Genomic DNA, 26,660 nt, shown 5'->3' with positions numbered 1-26,660 from the left:
TAACTAAGTTAAGTAATTTATGAAAACAAAAGATCAATTTTTTAATATATTTACAGATCTTCAGTGTTTTATATTGGCCAATATGAACAAAGGGAATATAAGTGGCGTTACTGCCACCCATTATAATATCATCGAATATATTTACCGTAAGCAGGAAGTGACCGGAAAACAGATTGCTACAGCATTTAATGTAAGCCAGGCAGCAGTTTCAAAACAGATCAGGTTTCTGATGAGTAGTGATCTCATTGAGCAAAAGCAAAACGGTACGGACAGAAGAATATTTAATCTTTCAGCGACGGAAAAAGGTGAATATTTGATCAATAATTCTGAAGACTTCAGAAAAAAAGTGGCAGATCAGGCTGCTGATATTTTAACCAAAGAAGAATTAAGAACACTAACAAATTTACTCGATAAAGTTATGGACAATATTAAAATGTAAGTAATTATTCATAACAATGATGAAGGCAAGCAGATCTATTTTGATGCTCTTTTTCTATTTTGTTTATTTCTCTATTTCAAAAGATTTTCCAAAGCCTCTTTAAGGTCAGGGAATTTAAACTTAAACCCGGTATCCTGAATTTTTTGTGCAGAAGCTCTTGAACCTTCCAACAGCGCATCTGCCAACTCTCCAAAAATTAGCTTTAAAACAAAAGCGGGTACATTGGGCATAAATAGAGTTTTTTTCAATACTTCAGCAATCTTTTTTGTTAAATCTTCATTGGTAGTATGTTGAGGAGAAACTGCATTATAGGGACCATCCATATCTGGATTTTTCAAAGCGGTCTCATAAATAGAGCATATATCTTCAATATGGATCCATGGCATATACTGCTTTCCGCTTCCTAATGGTGAGCCTATGCCATATTGTATGGTGGGAATCATCTTTTTGAGTGCCCCATCTTCTTTGGAAAGAACCACGGCTGTTCTTACTTTGACCACTCTTTCGGCAAGATTTTGTTCTTTAAAATCATCTGCCGATCTTTCCCATAAAACGACCACCTCACTCAGGAAATCATTCCCGGGCGGATCATTTTCCCTGTAAATTTTATCTGTAGTTACGGTACCATAATAATTGATCCCTGAAGCCGATATAAAAGATTTAAGCTTAATTTTTTTCTTCCTTACAGTATCTAAAAGTAGCGCTGCAGAATCTACACGGCTGGAGATCAGTTCCTGCTTTCTTTCTTTAGTCCAGCGTTTTTCAGAAATGTTGGTTCCTGCCAGATGAATGATGTGGGAAACATTATCGAGAGCAGATTCATCCATTGTTCCCTTTTTGATGTCCCATTCAAAATCATGATCACGCTTTTTCTTTCGGGTAAGAAATCTTACGGTATATTCCTTCTCTAATTTCTTAGACAGCTCCCTAGCGATCATACCGCCGGCACCAGTTATCAGAACGGTTTCTTTCATAATATTATTTTTTGTAATGTTGTGGGATTATGCCTGGTTCTTTACAATCAGGACAAAATCATCTTCCAGAAGTTTATAGCCGTAGTCATAAATAAATCTGTACTCTGAGCCATTTCTGTAAACCTTCAGATTGGTAAAATAATCAAAATCAAAACCCAGGCCGTCCAGCTTTGATCGCTGAACTTTTGCTTTCCCGTCTGTATTCAGTTCAAGAAGAATACGGTAATTTTTACGGAGCTTATTGTTCACATTCCGCATCAGATTCGTAGAATCTTTATTCTGCTTATTGTTGTAGGCATTCCGGCAGGCGTCATTGCAGAACTTTTTATCCGATCTGCCGATAATTTTCTCGCCACATTCAAGACATTCCATGCTGTTATTTTTTCATTTTGTGTGTATGTTGATGTTTTTTTCTTAATAACCGTTTAAACCTGCTGTGGGAAGGGTAGCTTCTGTTCGATGTTATATTATTGAATAAAAGAGCAACAAGCAAAAGTATGATACAGCCTGACAAAACAGGAGAAACAACATACCAATAACCTAATTCGGGAATTTTCCCTACAGAACTTACTGCGATGAGAGCTGTTGCACCTCCGGGTGGATGAAGTGTTTTCGTATACTGCATCAGTACAATAGAAAAAGCTACGGCCAATGGTGCGGATATCCAGATGATGTCAGGAACGATCTTATATATGGTAACCCCTACAATGGCAGAAATTACATGTCCGCCTACCAGGTTTCTTGGCTGAGCCAAAGGACTCTGAATAGCACCATAGATCAAAACACTGGAGGCTCCGAAAGAACCGATCAGGAATATATTTTCAGTGGCTGATACAGAATGCGACTGAATAAAGGCAATAAGCCCTATTCCAACAAATGCTCCCAGGAATGACCAGAAGTGCTCCTTATAATCAACCAGAGTTTCTTTATAGATTACATACTTGGAAACTCTAAATGTTCTTTTTATTGTTTTCTTCAAAATTTATTTCTGTTTAATCAATATTCGAAAGTTTCATAATGGCTTACATTTTCCTCAAATTCCAGTAAAAACCTTTTGTCTTCAGGATAATATTTCGCCTTTTCATAATCATCTCCTGCAAATTTCCTGATACTTTCATAAGAGTCCCATTCGGTAACGGTAAAAAAATGACAGATTTCCTTGTCTTTTTTTCTCAGTATTTTTGCTGAAAGATTTCCTGGGGTATTTTTATACTGTAAAATACCCGTCTCTTCAACATATCTCAGATATTCATTTGCTTTTTCAGCATTAACAACTCCGTGCCATATTCTGGTAATTTTTTTCATATTAAGTTTTTGCCAGGTTTATTTATAATTTGAATTAAATTTTCAATAAAAGTTTGGGTATAAATTCCTTCTGTATCATAATCAGGATCCAGGATAGTGATTTCTAGTCCAAAGCATCTTTCATCCGCTATCAATGGCTGCATTATCTCTTTTAAATTTTCATAATCAATTCCGTCTTCCATTCTGCTGTCTACAGCGGGCATAATTTCATCTTTCAATACATCTACATCAAAATGGATAAAAAATCCATCGAGGTTCTTTTTTTCTACCATTGTCAGAAAATCTTCTGAAGTTTTTCTAAAGCCATTCTTCCTTAGATTCTCCAGGTCAAAATAATGAATTCTGGAATTTTGAATTTGCCCCACGTATTCATCATCATCCGTTTCCGCATTTCCCACACAGAAAATATGCTCTTCCCGGAAATATGGTTTGAGACCATCAATATTAGTCAGTTTTTGATGCCCCAATCCTGAAACAATTGCCAAATCCATTCCTGCAACACCTCCGCTGGGAGAGAGCTTTGGCGGAATATAGTCTGTATGACCGTCAAGATAAAATAAACCAAAATTCCCAAGGCGCTTTAATGCAAGAGCACTTCCAATCAGGATACTGCAATCACCGCCCAACATCAGGTGAAAGGTATCTTTATTAAAATTTTTTAGAATAAGCTCACATTGTTTTTTTGCATACTCGATAATCTGGTGAGGATTTTTAACTCCCGTTTCTTTATTAAAATCCATTGCATATTCCGGAGCTTCCAGTCTGAAAATACTTTTGGGATTGATTCCTTCATGAAAACCAAACTTTCTGAGCCAGTCAGGCAGTTTTTTTACTCCCGGTTCCATCTCATGCTCTTTTTTAGTGAGCCCAAGATTAAAAGGAAACTCGAAAATGCTGATGCTCTTTTTCATAGGTTCATTTTATCAAAGATACGGAAATATTCGTTTGCAAACGACTACAAACGAATTTAAATAGTTTATAACCGATTAAAGTGCTGCAGTGTAACAATCTTTGCAACAGAGATTTGAGAAAGACAGTGAACGTCTCTTATCTGAATTATTAATCTTAAAATTTTAAAGCTATGTCACTAAGAAACAAAGTAACATTAATTGGTTACACAGGAAAAGAAGTTGAAACAGTAAACTTCGAAAGCGGAAGTCTAAAGGCAAGTGTATCTCTGGCAACCAGCGATCATTATACCAATGCCAAAGGAGAAAAAGTAGAGGAAACACAATGGCACAACCTGATTGCTTTTGGAAAAACAGCTGAAATACTTCAAAAGTATGCACCGAAAGGAAAAGAGATTGCCATTGAAGGAAAGCTTACGTACAGATCATATGATGATAAAGATGGCGTTAAGCGGTATATTACCGAAATAAGAGTAGATGAAATTCTTCTGTTAGGTGGAAAATAAATTCTAAAAATACAGATGATGAAAGTAAAAGTTTTTAAAATCAGACTTCCAGAAGAATTTCTCTATAAAGATCAGAAAATGCTTGATCATTTCCTGGAATTGAATGAAATTATAAAAGTAGAAACTGCTTTTGTAAACGAAGAAAGTTATTGGTCCGTAATCCTCTACTTTGAAGAACTTAAAACTATAAAAAGTACGGTGAAAGAGCCAAAGGCAGTGAAATACTCTGTAGAAAATGATGCTTTAAGCTTTGATGAAGAACAAATTCTAAATGCCCTGAAATACTGGAGATCTGAGAAGGCTAAAGAACAGAATCTCCCGATCTACTTCATCGCAAGCAATAAAGAATTGATGTCTGTAGCCAAGTATAAACCTGCCAGAAAGGAAGAACTGCTTGAGATTAAAGGTTTCGGAAAGCATAAGATAGAAAATTATGGTGAAGAAATTCTTGAGATCCTGGAAAGTGTCTGATTTTTTCAGACTGAACAATGATAATGCATCGAAAGCTGGAGAAGATTACTTCTTCAGCTTTTTTTATAATCATAATCCAAATTAGGAAGCTGCATTAGGCCAACCTATGCTTGTTAACAAGCCAAATAAGGAAATTGCTAAAATGAATTGAATAATTTTCCTGAAATTTAGCTTTCTGTTTTTTTGTTTCTATAGCTGATTTCTAGCCTTTTAAAATTTCATTCTTTTATATTTCGCGAATTTTAAAAGTCAATGTCTTTAAAATAGATAAACATAGTCTTAATATTGATTCCATCAATTTTAAGACATTTAAAAATTTAATGCTATATTATATGAAACAGAATTATTTTAGATTTTTTAAGCTTTTCGCATTTTTCCCAATAGTAATTGGAGCTCAAGTAAACCTTCCATACACTGAAGATTTTGGCGGTACTGCCACTCAATCTCAATGGGATTATTCTAACCCTTCCGTAATTGTCGTTGAAAATACATCAGTAGATTCTCCGAATGGAGGAACAGGTGGAAGTTTAATGTATAATTTTTATAACAGCCTGGGACTCTCTACCTATAATGTCAAGTCACCGGTTTTAAACAATCCCAATAACGCACCTGTTGGTGTTTCATTTCAATTTGCAGCTGCTAATCGATACACTATGCCAGCTGCTATTCAGACAATTTTTGCAGATGATCATATATTGCTAGAGTACTCAACTGACGGCGGACAAACATATACTCTAATTCACGATTATGAAATTGGTAAGACAGGAGAATTAAATACCGGTGGCACGATTCCTTCTTTTTTTACACCAACAGCCAGTCAATGGGTTACCAAAAATATCCTTCTTCCTGCAGGCACGAATCGAGTAAATTTTAAAGGAGTAAAAAATAATATTAATCAGGCTGGAAATTTTGCTTTTTTAGACCATGTGATTTTTCAAATCTGTGAGGGAAATACTCCGGCTCCTACAGGAAACTCATCACAAAGTTTTTGTTCGTCACAGACTTTGGCGAACCTTGTCGTTACAGGGTCGAACATACAGTGGTATGATGCCCCGACAGGAGGAAACTTGCTTCCTGATACAACGGTGTTAGTTGATGGTACAACTTACTATGCTTCTCAGGTGGTGGGAGCATGCGAAAGCACAACTCGTTTACCTGTAACTGTAAACTCATCAAGCTGTCTGTCTGTAAATGAAGTTTCTAGTGATAAAGATTTTAACTTTTATCCAAATCCGGTAAGTGATGTTTTGTACATTAATTCAAAAATAAATGTTGTGAAAGTAATTATTTATGCTGTTGATGGTAAGTTGGTTCAGTCTGAACAAGACAGGAAAATCACTTCAATAAGCATGAATAAATTGATCCATGGAAATTATTTCGTAGAATTTACCTTTGAAAATGGGAAGAAGGTTCAAAATAAGATTATTAAAAAGTAAGTTTAAAAACGAAGGAAATCTGATTTCCAGGAGTATTGCAGACGTTCTTTCGGGTAAAGCTCAAGCAGAAACAACATGGTGACGGATTAAGGAGCAACTTAAATGGAAGATTACTGCTTCAGCCTTTTATGTTTCGGAAAAGTCCTTTCAATTCCTTATTTTTGCATACATCAAAATGATATACAGCAAATGAAGCCAAGTTTAGCAAGAGGAACACGTGATTTTTCCGCATTAGAAGTTTCAAGAAGAAGATATATAATCAATACTTTACAGAAGAATTTTGAATTATTTGGATTCCAGCCTTTAGAAACTCCAAGCTTTGAAAACCTTTCAACACTGACAGGGAAGTATGGAGAGGAAGGGGATCGATTGATCTTTAAAATATTAAATTCGGGAAACTATTTGGATAAGGTTTCTGCAGAAGAATTAAGTGTTGAAAATCATCAGGGACTAACAAAGAAAATTTCAGAGAAAGCTTTAAGATATGATCTTACGGTTCCCTTTGCACGGTATGTTTCTATGAATCATGGCCAATTGGTATTTCCATTTAAACGTTATCAAATCCAGCCTGTTTGGAGAGCTGATAGACCTGCAAAAGGGAGATTCAGAGAGTTTTATCAATGCGATGCTGATGTAGTGGGAAGTGAAAGCTTATTACAGGAAGTGGATTTAGTTCAGCTGTATCTTAAATCGTTCTCAGATCTTAAAATCCCTGTTACCATTCATATGAACAACAGAAAGATCCTTTCCGGTTTGGCAGAATACGCTGGTATTACAGATAAGCTGATAGAATTTACTGTGGCTTTGGACAAACTTGACAAGATTGGGAAAGAAGGTGTTGTGAAGGAATTATTGGAAAGAGAAATTTCTCAGGAGTCAATTGATAAATTAGAATTTTTATTCAATCAGTCAGATGATGCACTGGAAAATCTTCTTCAGCTAAAAGAGAAGTTTGCAGACAATGAAATTGGGCTGAAAGGAGTAGAAGAGCTTGAATTTGTTCTTACTCAATCTCTGAATCTTGGAGTAGATATGCAGAATCTTGTGTTCAATATTACGCTGGCCAGAGGTCTTGATTATTACACCGGAGCTATTTTTGAAGTGAAAGCAGATGAGGTAGCGATGGGATCTATCGGCGGCGGTGGAAGATACGATAATCTGACTGAGGTTTTCGGGCTTAAAAATATTCCGGGAATTGGGATTTCATTTGGTTTGGACAGGGTTTATCTGGTAATGGAAGAACTTGATCTTTTCCCTCAGGAAGCCTCAACTCAAGTCGAATATCTTTTTGCTAATTTCGGCACAGAAGGAACTGTAGAAGCTTTAAAACTGATTATGAAGCTAAGAGAGAAAGGTATCTCTGCTGAACTTTACCCTGAAAACTCAAAACTGAACAAACAGTTTACCTATGCAGAGAAAAAAGGAATTAAAAATCTTGTTTTCTTAGGAGAAGAGGAGATCAAGAATGGGACGGTTACTTTTAAAGATCTTACAGCCGGAGAACAGAAAACAGTTTCTTTGGAAGAATTTTTAGGATAATCTAAAGATCTAAAAATATAAAACAGGAAGCATTACCAATTGGTAATGCTTCCTGTTTCATTATAAGCCTAAGCCCATTTACAGGTAAATAGATTATCACTAGATTTAATATTTCGTATAAATAATAGCATTATGGTTTTCTGTATTTTAGAAAAAAATTAAATTTGTAATATTAGCCATTTATAAAAACAAATAATGAGTGAAAAATCAAGACTTGACGAAATAAAAGATGAACTGGAAATATTAGATATCAATACTACCATTTTTGCCAGAAAAGAAATTCGTGCACTACCGGAAGTGCTTTCAGAAAATGAAAAAATAGTGTATTTGATTGAGGGAAGAAATAAAATGACCAATCATCATATCATTTTAGTAGCCACAGACAGAAGACTGATTTTTGTGGACAAAGAATTTATGTATGGACTGAAAGTAGAAGATTTTTCTTATGATAAAGTAAGTTCCATACAGTATGAAAAGTCTTTGATGCTGGCCTCAATAGACATTCATATTTCTGATAATATTCTGGAGATTGATGGTGTTGGAAAATATTATGCCGAATTATTCTGTGAAAAAGTAAGGGATTTTATGGCTCGCCCTAAAGAATATTTTCAAAATCAATCTGAACCTACAGCCTTAGATCAATTGGAACAGTTGGGAAGATTAAAGGAAAGTGGAATTTTAACAGACGAAGAATTTTCTTTACAAAAGAAAAAAATACTTGAAAAATTGTAATATGAGCTTTATTGTAAGTACAAATTTGTAATTTGGATTAATGCAAATACCTGGCATTAATTACTAAACTATTAAACATAAAACCAAATGAGCACTGAATGTTCTTTATGCGGAACTCCGCTTACCTCTATGGATACGCTGTTAGGCGAAAATAAGCTTTCAGATGGAGGAATTCTCTGTAATAAATGCTTGAATAAAACCACCAATATCAATAAAGATCTTGTATCTGACCTTGGAAATTATAATATTACCCAAATAAGAAATATGCTACTTAATGAAGGCCTAGAACAGGAATTGGCTATCGAAACTGAACAATTTCAAACCATACAAATTGCCCATCCCCGGATTGTTGAGACTCCGTCTCAAAGTATTCAATTCACATACACGCCTGATGAACCTTCCAGACTTGATGAAATCAAAGACCAAATTGTAGCCACAGGTGCTAAACTTAGCCTTTTAGTGAACAGTGAAGTAGAGGAGTTGGCGAATGTCCTTGATAAAGATGAAAAACTTATTGCGATTGCAGAAGGAAAATATCTTCATAATAATCTGGACGGAATTGTAGTTTCAACAGAAAGAAGGATTATTTTCGTTGATAAAAAGTTTTTTGGAGGTGTGTTTGAAAACGAATTTCCGCTTCATAAAGTCAGTTCAGTACAGCATGACACCAGTCTGATGTCTTCTACCTTAAAGGTGTACACGCCGGGTTTTACTGCTGAGTTTAAACTGTATATAAAAAGTGCAGCAAAAAACTTCTTTGATGCCATACAGGACTACATCGGCCGTCCTGAAGATCAAATCCAAGCTAAGATACAACAACAGCAAACAATACAGCCTCCACCTATTCATCCGGTTTCTGAACAGAAAGAAGATTCTGCCGTAATTTTTGAACAGCTTGAAAAATTGGGGAAGCTACGGGAAATGGGTGTACTGACGGAAGAAGAATTTGCAGAACAAAAGAAAAAGCTGCTGGCTAAACTTTAAAATATTATAAAAGATGAGCAATACCTGTGCATTATGTAATGCCGAGCTGACTTCAATAGATACCCTGCTAGGAGAAAATAAACTTTCGGATGGAGGTAATCTATGCAATAAATGCCTGGATAAAGTAAGTAACATTCATCAGGAACTTCTGTATAATCTGAATGCTTTCAGTATCAATGATATCAAAAATATTGTGCAAACAGGAAAAATTGAATCGGAGACGCTACAGACCAAACAAAAAGCAGAGGTAGTGAAGATCGAAAGTCTGGTTCAGTTTACAGAGTCCAACGATATGCCTCATGATCTTTATAAAAGAAGATTGAAGGAAATAAAATATCAGCTGGAGCAGGTAGGGGCCAATCTGTCTATGTTTACAAAAGGAGAAATCAAAGAACTACCCCGTATTCTTGCCATAGATGAAGTAATTCTTGCTGCTACGGACGCGCAGTTCTTGAAGACTGTAGATGCCGGAATTTTATTGGTAACCCCGAAAAGAATCGTTTCTGTCTCAAAAGCTATGTTCTCACCGGTAAAGGTGAACGAATACCCTAACGAAACGATCACAGAAGTGAGTTTTGTAAGCAGTTCTATATCCCCGGTAATCAAACTCCATACAAAAGATAGAGTGATTGAATTTGAATGTTTCTATGACAGGCTGGATGCAGAAAGGTTTTATGGATTTATCAATAAAATTTATAATCAGAAAAAAATTCAACAGCAGACAGCTCCGGCAAAGGAAGAAGCCTCCGGTCTTATTTTTGAACAGCTTGAAAAACTGGGTAAATTAAGGGAAAACGGAATTTTGACTGAAGAAGAATTTGCAGAACAGAAAAAGAAATTGCTGGATCAGCTTTCATAATTCATAAATAGAACGGCAAAAGCATGGAAACCAAAATATCCCGTGATATGGTAGAAAAATGGCTGAAAGCTTGGTCGTTGTCCAGGAAACTGCCAATGCCCGTTAGATATAAATCAGGTTTTAAAATAGAAGTAGGAGAGGAAAAGCAAAAAATAAGATATGTTTTTTCTGAACTCAATGATGACTTTGTTGAACTTTCAGAACAGATTAATGATCCCTGGATTTATCTCAAAGTCTGCAGTTCTCCTGATGAGGTAAAAGGTAAGGTATCGGAAAAATGGATCGTACAGCCTCAAGGTTATATGATGTACTGTTTCAGGCCGATGAAAAGCTCTGGTACAAGTCTTTGTGAAGATTATCGAATCGAACATGAAGAATATAATTCCACAACGGTAGTCAAAATCATTGCTGAAAGTGGTGAGCAGGCTTCCATTGGCCGTATTGTGCTGCTAGATGATCTAGCTGTTTACGACAGAATTGTAACGGAAGAAGCTTACCGAAGAAAAGGTCTCGCTGGCTTTTTAATAAGAGAGCTTGAAAAAATTGCTTTGTCAAAAGGTATTTCCAATAATTTTCTGGTGGCAACAGAACAGGGAAAGGCAGTCTATGAAAAAATGGGATGGAAACTCTACAGCCTGTACACTTCAATTGTTATTACTGAAAATGATTGATCAGTAAAATACAAACTATTTATCAATCCAAGCATCATAATTAATCTCAAAAAAAATTAAAAACTCTATTTTATCAACGAAAATAACAACCATGGAAAACTATCTGGAAATCAATAAAAACTCATGGAATGCCAAAGTAGATCCACATCTGAAATCAGATTTCTATTTTGTAAATGAATTTTTGGAAGGTCGAAGTTCACTAAATTCTATAGAGCTTGAGCTTCTTGGAGAGATAAAAGGCAAGAATATTCTGCATTTGCAGTGTCATTTTGGACAGGATTCTATTTCGCTTTCAAGATTAGGGGCAGAAGTTATAGGTGCAGATTTATCAGATAAAGCTATTGAGGCTGCGCAAGGTCTTACCGATAAATGCGGGACCAGTACAAAATTTATCTGTTCAGATGTTTATAGCCTGCCTGATATTCTTGATCAGAAGTTTGACATTGTTTATACAAGTTATGGTACCATCGGCTGGCTTCCTGATCTTAATAAATGGGCGGGAGTCATCAGTCATTTTCTGAAGCCGGGCGGTCAATTTATAATGGCAGAATTTCATCCTGCTGTCTGGATGTTTGACGATGATTTTACAAAAATAGCTTACAGTTATTTTAATAAAAAGCCTATTGTGGAAACTTATGAAGGAACCTATGCAGATAAGGCGGCGGATATCGTTCAGGAATATGTGATGTGGAATCATTCATTAGCCGAAGTTTTGCAGAATCTGATAGACAATAATATTGTTCTTGAAGTCTTCCAGGAGTTTGACTGGTCGCCATATCCTTGTTTCAGTCATGTGGAGGAGTTTGAAAAAGGGAAATGGAGAATTTCTAAACTAGGCAATAAAATGCCTCTGGTTTATAGTTTAAAAGGGACAAAGAAGTAAAATTAAAATGTGAATATTATTAGTTCAAAAATTAAAGTTTACTATTAATAAAGTATGTATTAAAATATTAGATTGTAATACAAAAAAGTCATCATAATCTAAGACTATGATGACTTTCTATATATGAATGTTAAAAAAACTAATTTGCTTTTAGCTTAAAGAATCCTCAGCTTTTGTTTTAGCATCGTCTACTTTATTTTGAACCTGTGAAGCAACGTCATTGGCTTTGCTTTTAATATCACTTCCCCATTTGTTTAGATTGTCTTTAGCATTATTGATTTTATCTTTTACTGCCTGCTGCTCTTCCGGAGTTGAATTTTTGTATTTCCAGAATGCTAATGCACCGATACCTAATAAAGCTAATAATCCTTTTGTCTTATTTCCCATGATTTCTATTTTTAAATGTTGTATTAAAATTTGTTATTATTAAACATGTAAAATACGTGCCAAAAAATTCAATCAGATGATAAATAAATGTTAAAATTATTGAAAAACTTCAAAATGATCTCCATCAAAACTTGCAAAGACCATTGTAGGATAAGAATCCTGATGATAGATATTTCCATCCTTATCGATTGCGATAGCTCCGGCAAATCCATCTATTGTTTTAAGTTCTTCAAATGTCTTGCTAAAAGCTTGTTCCAGACTCATGCCGTCTGTAGTTCGGGTCACTATTTTTGCGGCTGTGGCATTGCTTACAATATCCTCTCCAACCCCTGTACAGCTTACTGCACAGAAAGCATTGGCATAATTTCCTGCTACCGTGGCCGAATCTGAAATTCTTCCCGGGATTTCAAAACCTTTTCCACCGGTAGATGTTGCTACAGCCAGTTTTCCCTCTTTGTCGAAAGCTACACAGCCTACGGTTCCTTTTCCGCCGTTATTCAGCTTAGCCTCATATTCACTTCTTCTTTGTGGAATTTCAGTAGAAAAATTTTCAAAACCATGTTCAGTTGCATAGATCTTGGCTCCTTTTCCACCTAAAACCCGGTCATCTTCTTTAATCAGTTCTTTCGCTACAAAAACTGGATTTTTCACATCCTGAAGATTGATCACACCGCTTAACTTCTGTGTTTGCCCATCCATGATAGCTGCGCTCATACGAATTACGCCATCACTTTGGATCTGCGAGCCGACTCCTGCATTGTAAAGCGGATCATTTTCCAGAAGCGAGACTGCATAGGCTGCAGTATCAAAGGCCGAATTTGTCTGAAGATATTCAAAAGATTTCTGTACTATTTGTTTTAAAGAGTCCTGTTTTGCAGTTTTAATTTCATGGCTTTGGTCGCTTTCTGAGAAAAAACCGCCGTGGATGATTATTTTCATAATATTGTATTTGTCAATTGTGAAAAGTCGATGGTCAATTTTTAAAGTTAAGTATAGAACTATGGCTAATGAATTTACAATTTACCATTAACTATTTTACTTTTTATTTATCCTGCGGTATCGGGTTAAACTGAGAATTCTCGATGGTTAATTTTTTCGTGGTAAGATCATAATGATCATTCATAGACATTACATGTACCGTTAGATTATCAATTGAAATAGGCTCGCCGAGGTTGATGTTCGTAAGGTTGGTATCTTTAATGAATCTTCCGTCCACAAGGATCACCAGACCGGAACCTACGGCAGTCATTACATCATTATGGATAAAAAGTCCGGTATCTTCTCCAAGTCCGATTCCTAATGTTCTCGGATTGTTGACAACTGCCTGAAAAAGACGCCCGATTCTTCCTCTCTGCACGAAATGCGTATCGATGATGACATTATCTATAAGGCCAAGTCCCTGTGTTGTTTTGATCTCGCCTTTCAGAAGAGCTTCAGAGCTGCTTCCCTGGTAGATCATATTTTCAGAGGCAGCTGCAGCACCTGCAGACGTTCCGGAATAGATAAAATCCTGCTCTTGGTATTTTAATAAAATGGTATCATGAAATCTTGTACCACCCAGAATAGAGGTTAATCTCAACTGATCACCGCCGGTAAACATCATTACATCTGCAGCATTGGCTCTGGCCACCATAGCATCAGAATTAGCTTCCTCACGGTTATGAATATCAAGAATATTCACATTTTTGGCTCCTAAAAATTCAAAAGCTTTTTTATATTCCGTACCTACGATCTGGGGGATCTGGGATGCTGTAGTGACTACTTCAATGACTGAATTTTCCTTATGCTTGGATTCATTTATAATCTTTCGCAAAATTCCTCTTTCAAAAAAGTTAAGATTTTTTTCAATATTCTGGTCGAAATCGGTTTCTGCAAAACTTCCTTTGTTTACAGCGCCTCCGATAACTATTAATTTTCCAACGGGTTTCATCATAGGGTACAAATTTAAAAAATAATTAATATTTGACGAAATTAATACCACATTTAAATTGATTTTTAATGTTTTAGAATAGTTAATTTTTTTTAAATTTTTTTTGAGAAATCTTTAAATGTGGTATAGTTTCATTTAGGCTTTTACATTATCTTTGATTTTTGAAGGAGTTATTGTTAACTGATAAAAATGCAAACAGATTATGAAAATTGAGAAGATACAGGCACTGCGTGGACCAAATATCTGGAGTATCAGAAGAAAGAAGCTGATACAGATGAGACTGGACCTGGAAGAAATGGAAAATTATCCTACCAATAAGATAGACGGCTTCCGTGAAAGAATAGAAAAACTGATTCCATCCCTGTTTACCCACAGATGTTCAGAAGGAGTAGAAGGTGGTTTTTTTCACAGGATTGAAACAGGAACCTGGATGGGACATGTGATTGAACATATAGCATTGGAGATACAGACTCTGGCGGGTATGGATGTAGGTTTCGGAAGAACCAGGGAAACAAAAACACCCGGAATATATAATGTAGTCTTTAATTATATTGAAGAAAATGCCGGAATCTATGCTGCTGAAGAAGCGGTGAAAATAGCAGAAGCTCTTATTGAAAATAAGGAATATGATATTCAGGCCTGTATTCATAAATTAAAAGAAATCAGGGAACGTGTCCGCCTTGGGCCTTCTACGGGAAGTATTGTAGAGGAAGCTGTTTCCAGAAGAATCCCTTGGATCAGATTAGGGACCAATTCTTTGGTACAGTTAGGTTATGGTGTGAATCAACAACGTTTTCAGGCTACAATTACCGGAAAAACAAGTTCTATTGCAGTGGATATTGCATGCAATAAGGAACTGACAAAAAAAATGCTTCATGATGCTGCTATTCCTGTTCCTATTGGAGATCTGGTTGTAGATGAGGAAGGTTTAACAGAGATTATAAGAAAAATAGGTTATCCTATCGTTTTAAAGCCATTGGACGGAAACCACGGAAAAGGTTCTTCCATCAATGTAAATGATTGGGAAGCCGCAAAAATAGGACTGGAACATGCCCAAAAATATTCAAGAAAAGTAATTGTAGAAAAATACATTACCGGATATGATTTCAGGGTTTTGGTCATCAATAATAAAATGGTTGCTGCCGCAAGGCGGGTTCCGGCTCATGTAGTAGGTGACGGAGAACTTAATCTTCAGCAGCTGATCGATAAAGAAAACAGTGATCCGAGAAGAGGCTATGGTCATGAAAATGTCCTTACTGAAATAGAAGTAGACAAGGATACCTCGGAACTTCTTGAAAAGCTTCAGTATACCCTTGAAACAGTTCCTCAAAAAGGAGAAGTTGTTTATCTGAAGTCAACGGCTAATCTTTCTACAGGAGGAACCTCCATAGACGTTACAGATATGGTGCATCCGGAAAATATAACAATGGCTGAAAGAGTGTCCAAAATTATAGGTTTGGATGTCTGCGGTATTGATATTATGGCTGAAAACCTTACACAACCATTAAAAGAGAGCGGAGCAGCGATCATAGAAGTAAATGCTGCGCCTGGATTCAGAATGCACCTGGCACCAAGTGAAGGTCTTCCAAGGAATGTAGCTGCGCCGGTAGTGGATATGCTGTATCCTCCCGGAAAACCTTACACAATTCCGATTATTGCCGTAACAGGTACGAATGGGAAAACAACAACAACGAGGCTGATTTCCCATATTGTAAAAAGCAACGGTTATAGAGTAGGTTTCACTACTTCTGACGGGATTTATATCCAAAATACGATGCTCTCAAAAGGAGATACGACAGGGCCGCTTTCTGCTGAGTTCGTACTAAAAGATCCTACTGTAGAATTTGCTGTTCTGGAAACTGCCAGAGGCGGAATCCTGCGTTCAGGTTTAGGATATTCACAATGTGATATCGGAGTTTTAACCAATATTGAAGAAGATCATTTGGGAATGAATGATATTCATAACCTGAAAGACCTTACTAAGGTAAAGAGAGTTGTTCTGGACAGTGTAAAGAAAAACGGCTGGAGCGTCCTGAATGCAGACAACGAATATTCTATGAAGATCATCAATGATCTTGACAGCAAAGTTGCCATTTTCAGTATGGATGAAAATAATCCTCACATTGTAAAATTTGCTAAAGAAGGAAGAATTACCTGTGTTTACGAGGAGGGTTTTGTAACCATTAAAAAGGGCGACTGGAAGATCAGAATAGGAAAAGCCAAAGACTTCCCGATTACAATGGAGGGGAAGGCCAGATTTATGATTGAAAATGTTCTGGCAGCCAGTTTGGCTAGTTATCTTTACGGTTTTGCCATTGAAGATATTTCCAATTCTCTGAGAACTTTTATTCCGAGTGCCCAGCTTACACCGGGAAGACTGAATGTTTTTAAATTCAAAAGCTTCAAAGTGCTGATTGATTTTGCTCATAATCCTTCAGGCTATGAAGCGATCGAAGATTATCTTAAAAATGTGGAGTCTACAAAAAAAATAGGTATTATTTCCGGCGTAGGTGACAGACGAGACAATGATATCAGGGAGTGTGGGAAAATTGCAGGAAGAATGTTCGACTATATTATTATTAGAAATGAAAAGCATCTTAGAGGAAGAACTGAAGAAGAGATTAATGGACTGATCATCGATGGGATCAATGAAGCAGGAAGAGATGTGAGCTATGAAATTATTCCTAAAGAGATTGAAGCCTTAAAACACGCTATGGGAATGGCTGAAGACGGGACTTTTATTACCGCTTTAAGTGATGTGATATCTAATGCGATCGACCTTGTACAGGAGTATCAAACTCGTGAGCTTATGGAAGATGATAAAAATTTATAAAGAATACATAATTTATATAGAAACGGCTGAACTTTCAGCCGTTTTTTTTGTTTTAAATAGTTTAAATGCAATGTTTTATGAATACCTTTTGTGTTTCAGTTCTTTGTGAAAATGTTACTCATTTTAATGTAGTAAATAATTCTGTTGTATTGGTTTTTACCAGGGTATTTCACCAGTTTCAGGATTATTTTCTTCACTAAAAAATTTACCTGTGGCTCCGTCTTTGTCAATCAAAGCATATTTTACAATTCGTTTTCCAGCATCTTCGATACTTCCTGGCCCACGATGACCGTTGAAATCTGTTTTGGTATATCCGGGACAAACTGCATTTATTTTGAAAGCGGTATCTTTTAGTTCATAAGCCAAAACAGCGGTAATCATATTCATAGCTGATTTTGAAGAAAGATATACAACACCTTTGTAATCGTAGTATTTATATGCTGGGTCGCTGTGCAGGGTAATTGACCCTTGGCTTGAGCTTACATTTACAATACGGGGTTCTGACGACTTCTTAAGTAAATCAATAAATGCCTGCGTAACTCTTACTACGCCATAAACATTTGCATCATAAGTTGCCTTAAACTGGTCAATAGTTGCATCGAGAACAGTTTGTGGGTAACCACCATAAATACCCGCATTATTGATAAGTATGTCCAGTACTTTTGTTTTTTTGCCTATTTCTAGGCGGGCATTTTTCACTGATTCATCATCCGTAATGTCAAGCTGAATAGCTTCTACATTGTTTAGCCCCTCAGCTTTCAATTGATCAATGGCTTCCACACCGTTTTGTAAGTTACGACTGCCGAGGTAAACATAAATTCCTTTTTGAACAAGTTGCTTTACAACTTCAAAGCCAATGCTTTTGTTAGCTCCTGTTACTAATGCTGTTTTCATTTTTTTGTTTTAAAATTAATGAAGCAAATGTATCGTGCTCAATAAGAAGGGAGATGGACAAATCACTTTATTTACCCGACAAATCCTGAGTGTTTCCTAAAAATTCAGTTACGCTTTGCCCTGTACATTTTTTGAAAAGTTTAGAAAAATAATCAGCGTCATTAAATCCTAATTCGTAAGCCAATTCTTTTACCGAAAGGTTTGAATAATGCAGTTTTCGTTGTGCTTCTATCATCAAACGGCTGGTAAAAAAATTCTTGGGGGAAACTCCTGAATATTCTTTTACAATACGATATAGGCTATTAGTGGTCAGAGCTAATTTTTCAGCAATTGTATGGATAGACGGTTGCTCAATGAGATGTGTTTCTACAACCAATTTAAACTCAATAAATTTTGACAAGTTGGTGTTTAAAATATTTATGGGCTCTTTGTTTTTGAAATAAGCGCTATTTAATTCTGCCAATAATGAGTTCAAATAAGCCAATACTATTTCTGTGTCTGGTTGGTTTTTATCTGTTTGAAGTAATTGATTTAAAATTTCAAAAACTTTTTGTACACGTTGCCTTGTGAAATCGTCAAGAATTATTTTTTGTCTGTTTAAAGGGTTAACTAAAAAAGAAAATTGTTGTGGAAGCAATGCCAAAGTGTTTTCATCAAACAGTACCTTAAAATATTTAAGATGATCTGCCTTATCCGGAGGTATAAAAATCTGATTAGGTATTGCAAAAAGCAATTGTCCGGCTGTTAGGGTAATGTCCTGCAAGTCCAATTTATATTTGATGGAGCCACTTTCAATTAACACAATAAAATATGAAGACAACTTACGAGGCTGAAGAATTTTTTGTTGGATATCAGCAGATAGATAAGGGTTTTCAGTTGAGTTGAATTGTATGCCTGACTTATCGTGCTGTTGTATGCTGTCATGTTTTTGCATATTGTATAGATTAATGGTTGCATAGGATTGCTTCTAATCTTTTTGTATCGGAAATTTATAAAATTATCCCTGCTTGATTTCAATTTATATCTCTTCTTCAGCTTTATCCAGTGCCTCACTAATCGCTAAGCTGTTCTTATTGTAAATTAAATAATAACTTAGCTTTTGAAAGATATGATTCTTCATCCTGAGATAGATCAAGAAAATAGGCTGTCTGCCATTTTTGAGTCGCCATGGCCTGTTTGCTTTCTGCAGGATCCCAACTTGGATAAACCCGGATTCCTCTTTTTCCCTTTTTTTTCCCATGAGACAGAATTCCTTTTTCTACCAGAATCTCTTTAGGAAATATGAAAATACCTCTATTATTGTCTCTGGATCCTGAAATCAGATAGAAATCATAAGGATCATCTGAATCAAAAGGAGCCGTTTCTCCGTTTTCATCCCGCTTCCAGATGGTGACGAACTGCCCGGTCTTGGTCGGCGTTATTTTAGATGTACGGAATTTAATATTCAAGCGGTCTAACATAAAACTGCAGCCCGAATATTCACTGGATTCTCTATCTTCTTCCATATTTAAAAGTTTCAACCCAAGCGGCTGAAAAATTAGTTCATCAACATTTTTAAGATGCATATAAAATCATTTTTATTTACTGTATAAGAGTTATCTTCTAATACAGTAAAGTTTCTATAAAGCAAAAAGCTTATTGTTAAGTTATTATTTATATCCAAAAAACAAATTACAAAAAAATGAGCGTATTATCTTGTTTCACTTTATTGGCCTTAAGTTTATAGCTATAATAAGAGTTGATTTCATTATGAATTCAACTCTTGTTTATACTATTTTACTGAAGTATTTAAAGATTCAATGACTTCTTTACAAACTCAATGATTAATGGGTTTGGGGCTTCAAGGGTAAAAGTCAAAGCGGGTTGGAATAATGTTCCAACAAAAAAAGGATGATCTGTAATTTCAAATGATCTGTAATTTCCATCCTTAGAAATCGATGTGAATACCATTCCATGATCTCTTAATTTATTAATATATAGATCGTTAAGTCCATAGCTGCAGTTGTATTTTCCTAAAAGTGTATCCTGTTTTAAGATTTGGTACAGAAAGCTGTTTTTTTCAGTGATATTAAGAATTTCTTCCTCACCTCTTAAGGAACATGCTAATTTTTTTATCAGAAGATCTGGGCTTGTAGGGTCTGTTTCTTCATTGCCGGCATTTTGTATACCACATACATTCTGGGCGAATTCTATAATCATGTGTTGGAATCCTCCACAATTTCCAAAAGTTGGAATCCTGTTTTCCCTTGCATAGTGGATGGCATTAAGTACACCATTCCTATCCTTATACGGACTTCCGGGTGCTACCCATAAACCTTTATAGTTTTGTTTTTCAAATACAATTTTTGAATCAAAAATATCGGTGGCGATCCAATCAAATTGAATCTCTTTTTTTAAGACTTTCTGGACATCCCTCGTTGTGTTATTTAATTGGTGTAAAGTGTAATGTGCAGGATTAAAATCACCTAAAATCGCTATTTTTTCTATCATTTGTTCATTTGTTTTTTTATTCAAAGAATGCATTAGAACTCCCAATCCAAATCGCATCTTTCTTATTAAAGTCTACATTCACCATGGCAGCTTTGGTCATTCTTCCCAGATTTTCCAGCAGAATAGGACGATCTGCATTTTCGTGCCAGATATAAAGAAGCCTTATTTCTGCTTTTGAAAAGTCTCCGTTAATATCTTCAAAAATAGGTTCATAAGTTACTTTCCGCTGTAGAATATAGTTTTCTTTATCTTCAATAGCTTCTGTAATTTCTTTTGTCGGATCTAAATTCACTCCGCTTCCTGCAAATGAAAATAAAGGTTTCAGAACAAAATTTTCTAAACTTTCATGCTCCGGAAACTCGTGCAGGAAGTAACTTTTAGGAACAAACTGATGTTTCAGCATAGGAAGAAGAAACTTTGAGATCTTAAAGAACCAGTTGGGGTGAGTGATCCATTTTACATCAACATCTTCACGGAAATCAAATCCGGTTTTTAAATCCGGGATTCTATCTAATTCATCAAAGATAACACGGTTGTAGATCCTTTTTATTTCAACGGACTCTCCACTGTTCTCGTAAAACAATTTTCTGCCTTCTTTCTTTACTTTCGTCAGGCATACTGTTTTTATTCCCAGTAACTTTTCTGTTAATGCAAAATCTATTGCTGTTTTCTGCTTCTCTGGAAATATCTCAAGCAAAATAACATTCTCAGGATTCTCGTCTCCTACGATAAGTTCTTTTAAGTGATTTTTAAATTCATCATTGGGCATTTTGTTTTTAATCTCAGACAGAAAAGGGTAGACCTCACAAAAGGTTTCTTCAAAAGTCTTTTGAAAAGCATACAGTGAGGGAAAAGCCTGTAGCTCGATCAGCTGCGGCTCTATTTCTCCGTTTTCACTTCGGCAGATCCCAAAATCTATCGTAAAAAAGTGAGGTTGCTTTGTGTCATTAGGAACCTTGCAATTATCCGGGACCGCTTTATAAAGGACTTCTTCCGGAATTTCCTTGATCTGGTCAATTATACTTTCACTGGCATCAAGAAGTTTATTCTTAAATTCTTTTGAGAGGAAAATGGGGCTTTCTGAAATTCTGAAGCCCGGTTCCATGCCGCCTTTATGTGTAAGAATACCTTTAAGCTGTTCGTATTTTTCCTGGGAAAACTCCTGATTGAACTGTTTTCTGTATTTTGGGATCATATTTTTTCTTTGTGATTTGATTTTAAAAAATCGAGCATTCCTGCCCGATTTAGTGATTGATAATTTTGCGTGTATGCTTTGACTTCGTGACGGTTCAAAAAGACAGATTGTATTAGAATGTCATGCTGACCGAAGTCGAAGTATATTACTATTTCAAAAATGTTTAAGCTAAAGCTTCACTTTCTTTCAAAATGTTTTTTTTTGCTGACTGAAGGAATCTTGGCAGGATTTGGCTTCTGGTGAGAATGATCTTGTCTTCATCATCTATTCTGTCTACCGTTTCAAGATATTTTTCCATTCCGAAGTTTTCGATCATCGCTAATTTGTTCTTCTCATCTTTCAGGTTTTCAATCATACCTTTTGGATCAGCTTCAGGATGGAACTGTGTTCCGAATATTTCATCTGAGAAACGGACTGCCATTACCGCTCTTTCAAGGTTGATGTGCGGTCTGGATTTTTCAATAGCCGTGATTTTCATTCCTAATTCATCAAAACGATCCATATCTGGTTCAATGAACTGGTAAGCTCTTGAATCTACTGCATAGAAAGGGTCCTGGAGATTTTTGAATAAAAATTCCTGCTCCCCGTCTTCTGTTTTATGAATGGGCATTACCCCAAATGAATATGATCGTCTTTTACAGATATTACCCAGTTTCCAATGAATGCTTGCCAGTTGGAATGAGTGGCATATCAGGAAAAGATATTTTTTATCTTCATTATATTGGTTGTGCTCCAAAACGGAATCCAGGAAATGGGCATATCTTTCTTCCCATTCCAGACCTTCCCTGTGAGGATTTCCCGGCCCGCCTGAAGAAATAAAGATGTCAAAATCCTTAATGTCCGGTATTTCATCCTTAAACCTTACATCAAATGTTTTGATGATAACGTTTTCTTCACAGCTCTTTTGGAATGCTTCCGAAATTTCTTTAATATTTCTAAAGCCCTGATTTACATGATTGTTGTTCATGTCTACCAAAGCAATTCGAATATCTTTCATACTACTTCATATTTTTTACAAAGTTACCGAAAATATTATGAAGCCGTTTCGCCATGTGTTATGCTATACTCTGTTTCAGAGATCATATAGTCTACCACTTTTGTTAAATCACCTGTTTCCTCATATACTTTAAGCTGTCTGTCGGCTCCGGTTCCGTTTTTCAAAATAGTCCATGCGTATTCAACTTCTTTTCTGCATCCTAATTCATCTACTACATCATCAATAAATTCCAGCAATTCTTTTAACAGATCAGGATAGGGAACAGATTCTTCTTTACCGAAATCAATTAAATGGGAATGTATTCCATCTTTGGAAGCCCTCCATTTATTTTCATTAAGCAATAATCTTCTGTAGCTTCTGAAACTTAAATTTTGCTGATGCAATTTGTAGATTTTAGCTACTAAACTCTGCATGATAGCGGCAAGACAGACTGTTTCTTCTATTCTTAAAGGCATATCACAGATTCTGAATTCAATAGTAGGGTAGAACGGATGAACCCTCAGATCCCACCATATTTTCTTTGCATTGTCAATTGTTCCTGTTTTTACCAGAAGATCAACATAACTGTCAAATTCTGCAAGGGAATTAAAATAACTTGGAATTCCCGTCCTCGGAAATTTCACGAAGATTTCCTGTCTGTAAGATTTGAATCCTGTATTTCTACCAATCCAAAATGGAGAATTAACCGATAAGGCGTAAACATGAGGCAGGAAATAGCGCATGACATTCTGAATTCTTACTCCTTCTTCACGGCTCGGAATCCCGATGTGTACATGCAGTCCGAAAATAAGATTACCACGGGCAACATCGCCCATATCGTCTACAATTTTGTTGTAACGTTCCCCATTGGTGATTGTGTTATGTTCCCAATTTGAAAAAGGATGTGTTCCACCACCGGATACACGCAAGCCCTGTTCGTGAGCAGTGTTGATAAGGTGCCTTCTTAAATTTGTTAATTCGGCTTGTGCTTCCTGGATATTCTGGCAGATTCTCGTTTCCATTTCAATCATGGATTCGTGCATCTCATGTTTTAAATTTTCACTTAAAACGGCTTTTCCACCTTCGATGATCTTGGAAACATGAGATATTAAGTCTCTGCTCTCAACATCAATGATCTGATATTCTTCTTCGATTCCTATAGTAAACTGATGCATTTCTTTTCGTGTTTTTTATTTTTTTAAGTTTATCTGGCTGAATCTTTTACAAAAGTTCCCCATGAAATATTGGTTTTTCCCGGAACATATTCTTTGGCTTTTTCAATAGCCAGCTTAGCAGAATGCTCTACAATCCATGCGAAATTTTCTTCCCCTACAGCATTTCTGTCTGCATCAGGAGCCGGATTACAGAAATCTATAGCATAGGGAATTCCATCTCTGATCGCAAATTCTACCGTATTGAAATCATAGCCCAGCGCCTCATTCATGGTAATCGTGTAATCATGAATGGTTTTTAATAATTTTTCCAGCTCTTCTCCTTGCGTCTGATGCGTTGTTGCATATCTTAAATGAGGAGCATTCCGGGGCTCGTAAGGCATAATATGAACGTATTTTTTACCCAGGCAATACACCCTGTAGTAATCATCGAAAATAATTTCCTCCTGCACCATCATGACCAACTGCTCTGTTTCGCTCAATTTATTCCAAAGATCGTCAGGATTTTCCACTCTGTATACACTTTTCCATCCGCCACCATCATGAGGTTTCATATAAGCAGGAAACCCTACATAATCAAAAATATATTCCCAGTCGTGGGGAAATTTCAGGTTCCTGAATGAGGTTTCTGAAGTGTTAGTCGGTCTTTCGTGCGAAGGAAGCAGTACCGTTTTAGGCAGAGGAATACCCAGTTTTGACATCAATGCATTGTTGAAGAATTTTTCATCGGCACTCCACCAAAACGGATTATTGATTACATAAGTTCCGTTCAGTGCTGCATTTTTTAAATAAGCTCTGTAGAAAGGAACATCCTGCGAAATTCTATCAATAATGACTGCATAACCATAATCAGCACCCTGTTCCAGTTTGTCAATAGTTACCGGTTCAGCAATGATCTCTCCGCCGCCCAATTCATTTACCTTGTCGATAAATGCCCAAGGAAACGTATCTTCCATACCGAATAGAATTCCCACTTTTTTTGCCATAATTTCTGTTTTTAATTGGTGTATATTTTACTATTTTATCTTCTTAAATGTACGGTTTTCTAGGAAAAAAACGCACCTATAAATGTTGGAAAAACCATCCTCCATAATGGCCAGTCGTGATTGATCCATTTTCTCTCATCATACCAGAAATCTATTCCTTTTGATCTTAAAATGTCAGCCATTTCAATGTTTTTATCCCTGCAGATATCCTGATCAGAGGTGCTCAGTACGATGTGCATGTGCTTATATTTCCAGGCTTCATCATTCTTTACGAACTCTTTCGGACAGTTAAAATAAACCAGTTCATCCGAATATCCGTCCATGAAATTCCTGATGCTGAAAGCTCCTGAAAGACAGAACAGATGAGAGACCACATCCGGAAACCTGAAGGCAAAGTTAGCGGCATGATAACCTCCAAAACTTGCCCCAGCCACTGCTACACGGTGTGTTTTGTGGATCTTTTGGATATACGGTATAAATTCCTGGATCAGGAACTGCATGTACAGCTCATAATTCTTTATTCTTTTTTGAGGAGAAATCGTTTCATCATAAAAACTCCATGCATCAATGGTCTGAACGTTGTATAGCTTTACTTTTCCCTGTTCTATGAACCAGTTGATACTTCCGTTTAGATGAAAATCATGGTTTTGGGTATACTGGCCCTGAGAAGTTGGAAACATGATGATCGGGTGTCCATAATGTCCGGTAACTTCTACTTTAAGGCTTGTTCCTAATATATTTGAATAATAATCTGTATGTTCTATATGCGGCATTGATAAATTTCTTTTATTGTGTTTAGCTTGTCAATTTGCTTTTTGGAGGAAGGATGTTTAACATTTCTGCCTGGATCTTTTCTGCAGCGCTATCCAATCTTTCCTGTATAATCTCCGGATCGCTGGATTTGTAGACAATTCCAACGTGATGGTCGATCGGAAGGAATTTTACAGCTTCTTCACTTTCAAAAGCACTGTAATCAGGATGTTTATCTTTGATCAAAGCAATGATGAGACCTGAATAATAACCGGTGGGTTTTGAGGCTTCGTAGCTCTTTCCACGTAATAAGGCATCTTCAATTTTTGCCCATTCACGCCAGATATTAATATTGCTGGAAGCTTCTACCAGATCCGGAATGTGTGCACCACCAACCCTGGAAGAGGTTTCAAGGAAATACCATTTTCCGTCTGCCTTTCCCCGGATAAATTCAGTATGGGTAGCTCCGTTGAGAAGTCCAAAACTGGAAAGAACCTTTCCATTTACCTCATCAAGGGCTTTAAATTCTTCCGAATATCGTCCCAATGTTTTCGATCTGAATACACCGCCTTCATGAGAAACCTGCATGGGAGGAGCAAGATATTTGGATGCAGAAGTGAATACAATTTCTTTATTAAAAGTGAGGCTGTCCACATGATAAACATCACCGGGCTTAAAGCTTTCCAATAAAAACAGATGGCGCTCTTCTCCAAGAGCATCCAGTTCGTTCCAAAGCTCTTCTTTGGAGGATAATTTTTTGATGCCTGATGCTGATGCTTCCGAGCGGGGCTTTAATACCCAGGGACCAGGAACTTTTTCTATAAAACGATTGACCTCATCATTATTAAAAACTGCTGTAAACTCAGGAACATTAATTCCTGAATCTTTAGCTTTTTGACGCATGGCCAGTTTGTCTCTAAAATACCGGTGTGTGGTCTGTCCCATTCCGGGAATACGAAAGGTTTCTCTGATCAGTGCTGCTTTTTCTACGTCATAATCATCAAGAGCGACAACAGCATCTATTTTCCTGGTTTTCATCAGGTGCGAAAAACCCTGAACCAGATGTTCCAGGTTCCAGACCGACGGTTTTAACTCAGGCATATAGAATACTTCATCTATGGCTTGCCATGGCCAGTTTTTCTCCTTAAGACTCTCCGATGTTACTAAGATAATTTTGTTACCGAGCTTTTTCATTTCATCCATGAAGTCATAGCCCTTGTAATAGCACGAAATACATACTATAGTTTTCTCCTCCATATAATGTTTTTATATTTTTAGTAAATTATCAAATATAAAAGTAAATTTCTATTGATTATTTAATGTTAAAAATAGAAATAAAC

At 36.3% G+C, this 26,660-nt stretch carries 29 protein-coding genes; 11 read left to right on the top strand and 18 right to left on the bottom strand.

Features of this window, described 5'->3' with window-relative positions; all coding sequences use genetic code 11:
- Window positions 1-19 precede the first annotated feature (19 nt).
- The gene (locus QF044_RS09280; RefSeq protein ID WP_307266088.1) at window positions 20-439 is read left to right on the top strand and encodes a MarR family winged helix-turn-helix transcriptional regulator; all 420 of its coding nucleotides are present in this window, start codon (window positions 20-22) and stop codon (window positions 437-439) included.
- 71 nt (window positions 440-510) lie between these two features.
- Here the strand turns inward: QF044_RS09280 and QF044_RS09275 are convergent, their stop codons facing one another.
- Genes QF044_RS09275 through QF044_RS09255 form a run of 5 tightly spaced genes read right to left on the bottom strand, consistent with a single transcriptional unit; the run spans window position 511 to window position 3,629 of the window.
- Window positions 511-1,413 (bottom strand): TIGR01777 family oxidoreductase, encoded by a 903-nt coding sequence (locus tag QF044_RS09275; protein ID WP_307266085.1) that lies wholly within the window; start codon window positions 1,411-1,413, stop codon window positions 511-513.
- A 27-nt stretch (window positions 1,414-1,440) separates the two neighbouring features.
- Entirely contained in the window at window positions 1,441-1,785 is a 345-nt protein-coding gene (locus QF044_RS09270) for a hypothetical protein (RefSeq protein WP_307266082.1), read from the bottom strand.
- A gap of 4 nt (window positions 1,786-1,789) precedes the next feature.
- Window positions 1,790-2,392 carry an HPP family protein gene (locus QF044_RS09265; RefSeq protein ID WP_307266079.1) on the bottom strand — a complete coding sequence of 201 codons (603 nt, stop codon included), beginning with the start codon at window positions 2,390-2,392 and terminating at the stop codon, window positions 1,790-1,792.
- A gap of 17 nt (window positions 2,393-2,409) precedes the next feature.
- Window positions 2,410-2,718: a hypothetical protein gene (locus QF044_RS09260; RefSeq protein WP_307266076.1), complete on the bottom strand. Its 309-nt coding sequence runs from the start codon at window positions 2,716-2,718 to the stop codon at window positions 2,410-2,412.
- A complete protein-coding gene (locus QF044_RS09255) occupies window positions 2,715-3,629 on the bottom strand; it encodes an arginase family protein (protein ID WP_307266074.1) in 915 nt (304 codons plus the stop codon). Before QF044_RS09255 ends, QF044_RS09260 begins: the two co-directional genes overlap by 4 nt.
- 170 nt (window positions 3,630-3,799) lie before the next feature.
- Between QF044_RS09255 and QF044_RS09250 the strand changes: the two genes are divergently transcribed.
- From QF044_RS09250 to QF044_RS09210, 9 genes are all read left to right on the top strand, one after another.
- Entirely contained in the window at window positions 3,800-4,132 is a 333-nt protein-coding gene (locus QF044_RS09250) for a single-stranded DNA-binding protein (protein ID WP_307266072.1), read from the top strand.
- 15 nt (window positions 4,133-4,147) lie between these two features.
- A complete protein-coding gene (locus tag QF044_RS09245; protein ID WP_307266071.1) occupies window positions 4,148-4,603 on the top strand; it encodes an HRDC domain-containing protein in 456 nt (151 codons plus the stop codon).
- Between the two features lie 332 nt (window positions 4,604-4,935).
- Window positions 4,936-6,039, top strand: coding sequence for a T9SS type A sorting domain-containing protein (locus QF044_RS09240; protein ID WP_307266070.1), 1,104 nt, complete (start codon window positions 4,936-4,938; stop codon window positions 6,037-6,039).
- A 189-nt stretch (window positions 6,040-6,228) separates the two neighbouring features.
- The gene (gene hisS, locus QF044_RS09235; RefSeq protein WP_307266069.1) at window positions 6,229-7,578 is read left to right on the top strand and encodes a histidine--tRNA ligase; all 1,350 of its coding nucleotides are present in this window, start codon (window positions 6,229-6,231) and stop codon (window positions 7,576-7,578) included.
- 195 nt (window positions 7,579-7,773) lie between these two features.
- Window positions 7,774-8,310, top strand: a complete 537-nt coding sequence (locus tag QF044_RS09230; RefSeq protein WP_307266068.1) for a PH domain-containing protein — start codon at window positions 7,774-7,776, stop codon at window positions 8,308-8,310.
- Window positions 8,311-8,397: 87 nt separating this feature from the next.
- Window positions 8,398-9,294: a PH domain-containing protein gene (locus QF044_RS09225; protein ID WP_307266067.1), complete on the top strand. Its 897-nt coding sequence runs from the start codon at window positions 8,398-8,400 to the stop codon at window positions 9,292-9,294.
- A 13-nt stretch (window positions 9,295-9,307) separates the two neighbouring features.
- Window positions 9,308-10,153, top strand: coding sequence for a PH domain-containing protein (locus QF044_RS09220; protein ID WP_307266065.1), 846 nt, complete (start codon window positions 9,308-9,310; stop codon window positions 10,151-10,153).
- Between the two features lie 23 nt (window positions 10,154-10,176).
- Window positions 10,177-10,824, top strand: coding sequence for a GNAT family N-acetyltransferase (locus tag QF044_RS09215; protein WP_307266064.1), 648 nt, complete (start codon window positions 10,177-10,179; stop codon window positions 10,822-10,824).
- A gap of 91 nt (window positions 10,825-10,915) precedes the next feature.
- Window positions 10,916-11,707 (top strand): bifunctional 2-polyprenyl-6-hydroxyphenol methylase/3-demethylubiquinol 3-O-methyltransferase UbiG, encoded by a 792-nt coding sequence (locus QF044_RS09210; protein WP_307266062.1) that lies wholly within the window; start codon window positions 10,916-10,918, stop codon window positions 11,705-11,707.
- Window positions 11,708-11,857: 150 nt separating this feature from the next.
- On the opposite strand, the gene QF044_RS09205 is transcribed toward QF044_RS09210, so the two are convergent.
- The 3 genes from QF044_RS09205 to QF044_RS09195 form a co-directional block, all read right to left on the bottom strand.
- Window positions 11,858-12,094, bottom strand: coding sequence for a YtxH domain-containing protein (locus QF044_RS09205; RefSeq protein WP_307266061.1), 237 nt, complete (start codon window positions 12,092-12,094; stop codon window positions 11,858-11,860).
- Window positions 12,095-12,190: 96 nt separating this feature from the next.
- Entirely contained in the window at window positions 12,191-13,033 is an 843-nt protein-coding gene (locus QF044_RS09200; RefSeq protein ID WP_307266059.1) for an isoaspartyl peptidase/L-asparaginase, read from the bottom strand.
- A 103-nt stretch (window positions 13,034-13,136) separates the two neighbouring features.
- Complete coding sequence (locus QF044_RS09195) at window positions 13,137-14,024, bottom strand: cyanophycinase (RefSeq protein ID WP_307271977.1); 888 nt, start codon at window positions 14,022-14,024, stop codon at window positions 13,137-13,139.
- A 202-nt stretch (window positions 14,025-14,226) separates the two neighbouring features.
- On the opposite strand from QF044_RS09195, the gene cphA reads away from it, so the two are divergent.
- The gene (gene cphA / locus QF044_RS09190; protein WP_307266058.1) at window positions 14,227-16,857 is read left to right on the top strand and encodes a cyanophycin synthetase; all 2,631 of its coding nucleotides are present in this window, start codon (window positions 14,227-14,229) and stop codon (window positions 16,855-16,857) included.
- Window positions 16,858-17,013: 156 nt separating this feature from the next.
- On the opposite strand, the gene QF044_RS09185 is transcribed toward cphA, so the two are convergent.
- From QF044_RS09185 to QF044_RS09140, 10 genes are all read right to left on the bottom strand, one after another.
- Window positions 17,014-17,751, bottom strand: a complete 738-nt coding sequence (locus QF044_RS09185) for an SDR family oxidoreductase (protein ID WP_307266057.1) — start codon at window positions 17,749-17,751, stop codon at window positions 17,014-17,016.
- A 67-nt stretch (window positions 17,752-17,818) separates the two neighbouring features.
- Window positions 17,819-18,685: a helix-turn-helix domain-containing protein gene (locus QF044_RS09180; protein ID WP_307266056.1), complete on the bottom strand. Its 867-nt coding sequence runs from the start codon at window positions 18,683-18,685 to the stop codon at window positions 17,819-17,821.
- A 136-nt stretch (window positions 18,686-18,821) separates the two neighbouring features.
- On the bottom strand, window positions 18,822-19,316 hold the full coding sequence (locus QF044_RS09175) for a MepB family protein (protein WP_307266054.1): 495 nt from the start codon (window positions 19,314-19,316) through the stop codon (window positions 18,822-18,824).
- A gap of 223 nt (window positions 19,317-19,539) precedes the next feature.
- Window positions 19,540-20,241 carry a hypothetical protein gene (locus tag QF044_RS09170; RefSeq protein WP_307266052.1) on the bottom strand — a complete coding sequence of 234 codons (702 nt, stop codon included), beginning with the start codon at window positions 20,239-20,241 and terminating at the stop codon, window positions 19,540-19,542.
- Between the two features lie 16 nt (window positions 20,242-20,257).
- Window positions 20,258-21,436, bottom strand: coding sequence for a hypothetical protein (locus QF044_RS09165; RefSeq protein ID WP_307266050.1), 1,179 nt, complete (start codon window positions 21,434-21,436; stop codon window positions 20,258-20,260).
- A 163-nt stretch (window positions 21,437-21,599) separates the two neighbouring features.
- Entirely contained in the window at window positions 21,600-22,433 is an 834-nt protein-coding gene (locus QF044_RS09160; RefSeq protein ID WP_307266049.1) for a type 1 glutamine amidotransferase, read from the bottom strand.
- Between the two features lie 35 nt (window positions 22,434-22,468).
- Window positions 22,469-23,587, bottom strand: coding sequence for a carboxylate-amine ligase (locus tag QF044_RS09155; RefSeq protein WP_307266047.1), 1,119 nt, complete (start codon window positions 23,585-23,587; stop codon window positions 22,469-22,471).
- A gap of 29 nt (window positions 23,588-23,616) precedes the next feature.
- Entirely contained in the window at window positions 23,617-24,570 is a 954-nt protein-coding gene (locus QF044_RS09150) for a RimK family alpha-L-glutamate ligase (RefSeq protein ID WP_307266046.1), read from the bottom strand.
- A 59-nt stretch (window positions 24,571-24,629) separates the two neighbouring features.
- Window positions 24,630-25,343 (bottom strand): alpha/beta hydrolase-fold protein, encoded by a 714-nt coding sequence (locus tag QF044_RS09145; protein WP_307266045.1) that lies wholly within the window; start codon window positions 25,341-25,343, stop codon window positions 24,630-24,632.
- 22 nt (window positions 25,344-25,365) lie between these two features.
- A complete protein-coding gene (locus QF044_RS09140; protein WP_307266043.1) occupies window positions 25,366-26,577 on the bottom strand; it encodes an acetyl-CoA carboxylase biotin carboxylase subunit family protein in 1,212 nt (403 codons plus the stop codon).
- Between the last annotated feature and the right edge of the window lie 83 nt (window positions 26,578-26,660).

Source organism: Chryseobacterium sp. W4I1, from assembly GCF_030816115.1.
Taxonomy (GTDB): domain Bacteria; phylum Bacteroidota; class Bacteroidia; order Flavobacteriales; family Weeksellaceae; genus Chryseobacterium.
This window is presented reverse-complemented; position numbering and strand designations above follow the sequence as displayed.

Coding starts and splice junctions, on each gene's coding strand:
- QF044_RS09145 (WP_307266045.1), bottom strand. CDS start 25,343: ATGCCGCATATAGAACATACAGATTATTATTCAAATATATTAGGAACA.
- QF044_RS09270 (WP_307266082.1), bottom strand. CDS start 1,785: ATGGAATGTCTTGAATGTGGCGAGAAAATTATCGGCAGATCGGATAAA.
- QF044_RS09175 (WP_307266054.1), bottom strand. CDS start 19,316: ATGCATCTTAAAAATGTTGATGAACTAATTTTTCAGCCGCTTGGGTTG.
- QF044_RS09185 (WP_307266057.1), bottom strand. CDS start 17,751: ATGAAAACAGCATTAGTAACAGGAGCTAACAAAAGCATTGGCTTTGAA.
- QF044_RS09200 (WP_307266059.1), bottom strand. CDS start 13,033: ATGAAAATAATCATCCACGGCGGTTTTTTCTCAGAAAGCGACCAAAGC.
- QF044_RS09140 (WP_307266043.1), bottom strand. CDS start 26,577: ATGGAGGAGAAAACTATAGTATGTATTTCGTGCTATTACAAGGGCTAT.
- QF044_RS09245 (WP_307266071.1), top strand. CDS start 4,148: ATGATGAAAGTAAAAGTTTTTAAAATCAGACTTCCAGAAGAATTTCTC.
- QF044_RS09220 (WP_307266065.1), top strand. CDS start 9,308: ATGAGCAATACCTGTGCATTATGTAATGCCGAGCTGACTTCAATAGAT.
- QF044_RS09180 (WP_307266056.1), bottom strand. CDS start 18,685: ATGCAAAAACATGACAGCATACAACAGCACGATAAGTCAGGCATACAA.
- QF044_RS09240 (WP_307266070.1), top strand. CDS start 4,936: ATGAAACAGAATTATTTTAGATTTTTTAAGCTTTTCGCATTTTTCCCA.
- QF044_RS09280 (WP_307266088.1), top strand. CDS start 20: ATGAAAACAAAAGATCAATTTTTTAATATATTTACAGATCTTCAGTGT.
- QF044_RS09205 (WP_307266061.1), bottom strand. CDS start 12,094: ATGGGAAATAAGACAAAAGGATTATTAGCTTTATTAGGTATCGGTGCA.
- hisS (WP_307266069.1), top strand. CDS start 6,229: ATGAAGCCAAGTTTAGCAAGAGGAACACGTGATTTTTCCGCATTAGAA.
- cphA (WP_307266058.1), top strand. CDS start 14,227: ATGAAAATTGAGAAGATACAGGCACTGCGTGGACCAAATATCTGGAGT.
- QF044_RS09165 (WP_307266050.1), bottom strand. CDS start 21,436: ATGATCCCAAAATACAGAAAACAGTTCAATCAGGAGTTTTCCCAGGAA.
- QF044_RS09155 (WP_307266047.1), bottom strand. CDS start 23,587: ATGCATCAGTTTACTATAGGAATCGAAGAAGAATATCAGATCATTGAT.
- QF044_RS09275 (WP_307266085.1), bottom strand. CDS start 1,413: ATGAAAGAAACCGTTCTGATAACTGGTGCCGGCGGTATGATCGCTAGG.
- QF044_RS09210 (WP_307266062.1), top strand. CDS start 10,916: ATGGAAAACTATCTGGAAATCAATAAAAACTCATGGAATGCCAAAGTA.
- QF044_RS09170 (WP_307266052.1), bottom strand. CDS start 20,241: ATGATAGAAAAAATAGCGATTTTAGGTGATTTTAATCCTGCACATTAC.
- QF044_RS09260 (WP_307266076.1), bottom strand. CDS start 2,718: ATGAAAAAAATTACCAGAATATGGCACGGAGTTGTTAATGCTGAAAAA.
- QF044_RS09250 (WP_307266072.1), top strand. CDS start 3,800: ATGTCACTAAGAAACAAAGTAACATTAATTGGTTACACAGGAAAAGAA.
- QF044_RS09230 (WP_307266068.1), top strand. CDS start 7,774: ATGAGTGAAAAATCAAGACTTGACGAAATAAAAGATGAACTGGAAATA.
- QF044_RS09225 (WP_307266067.1), top strand. CDS start 8,398: ATGAGCACTGAATGTTCTTTATGCGGAACTCCGCTTACCTCTATGGAT.
- QF044_RS09195 (WP_307271977.1), bottom strand. CDS start 14,024: ATGAAACCCGTTGGAAAATTAATAGTTATCGGAGGCGCTGTAAACAAA.
- QF044_RS09160 (WP_307266049.1), bottom strand. CDS start 22,433: ATGAAAGATATTCGAATTGCTTTGGTAGACATGAACAACAATCATGTA.
- QF044_RS09215 (WP_307266064.1), top strand. CDS start 10,177: ATGGAAACCAAAATATCCCGTGATATGGTAGAAAAATGGCTGAAAGCT.
- QF044_RS09255 (WP_307266074.1), bottom strand. CDS start 3,629: ATGAAAAAGAGCATCAGCATTTTCGAGTTTCCTTTTAATCTTGGGCTC.
- QF044_RS09150 (WP_307266046.1), bottom strand. CDS start 24,570: ATGGCAAAAAAAGTGGGAATTCTATTCGGTATGGAAGATACGTTTCCT.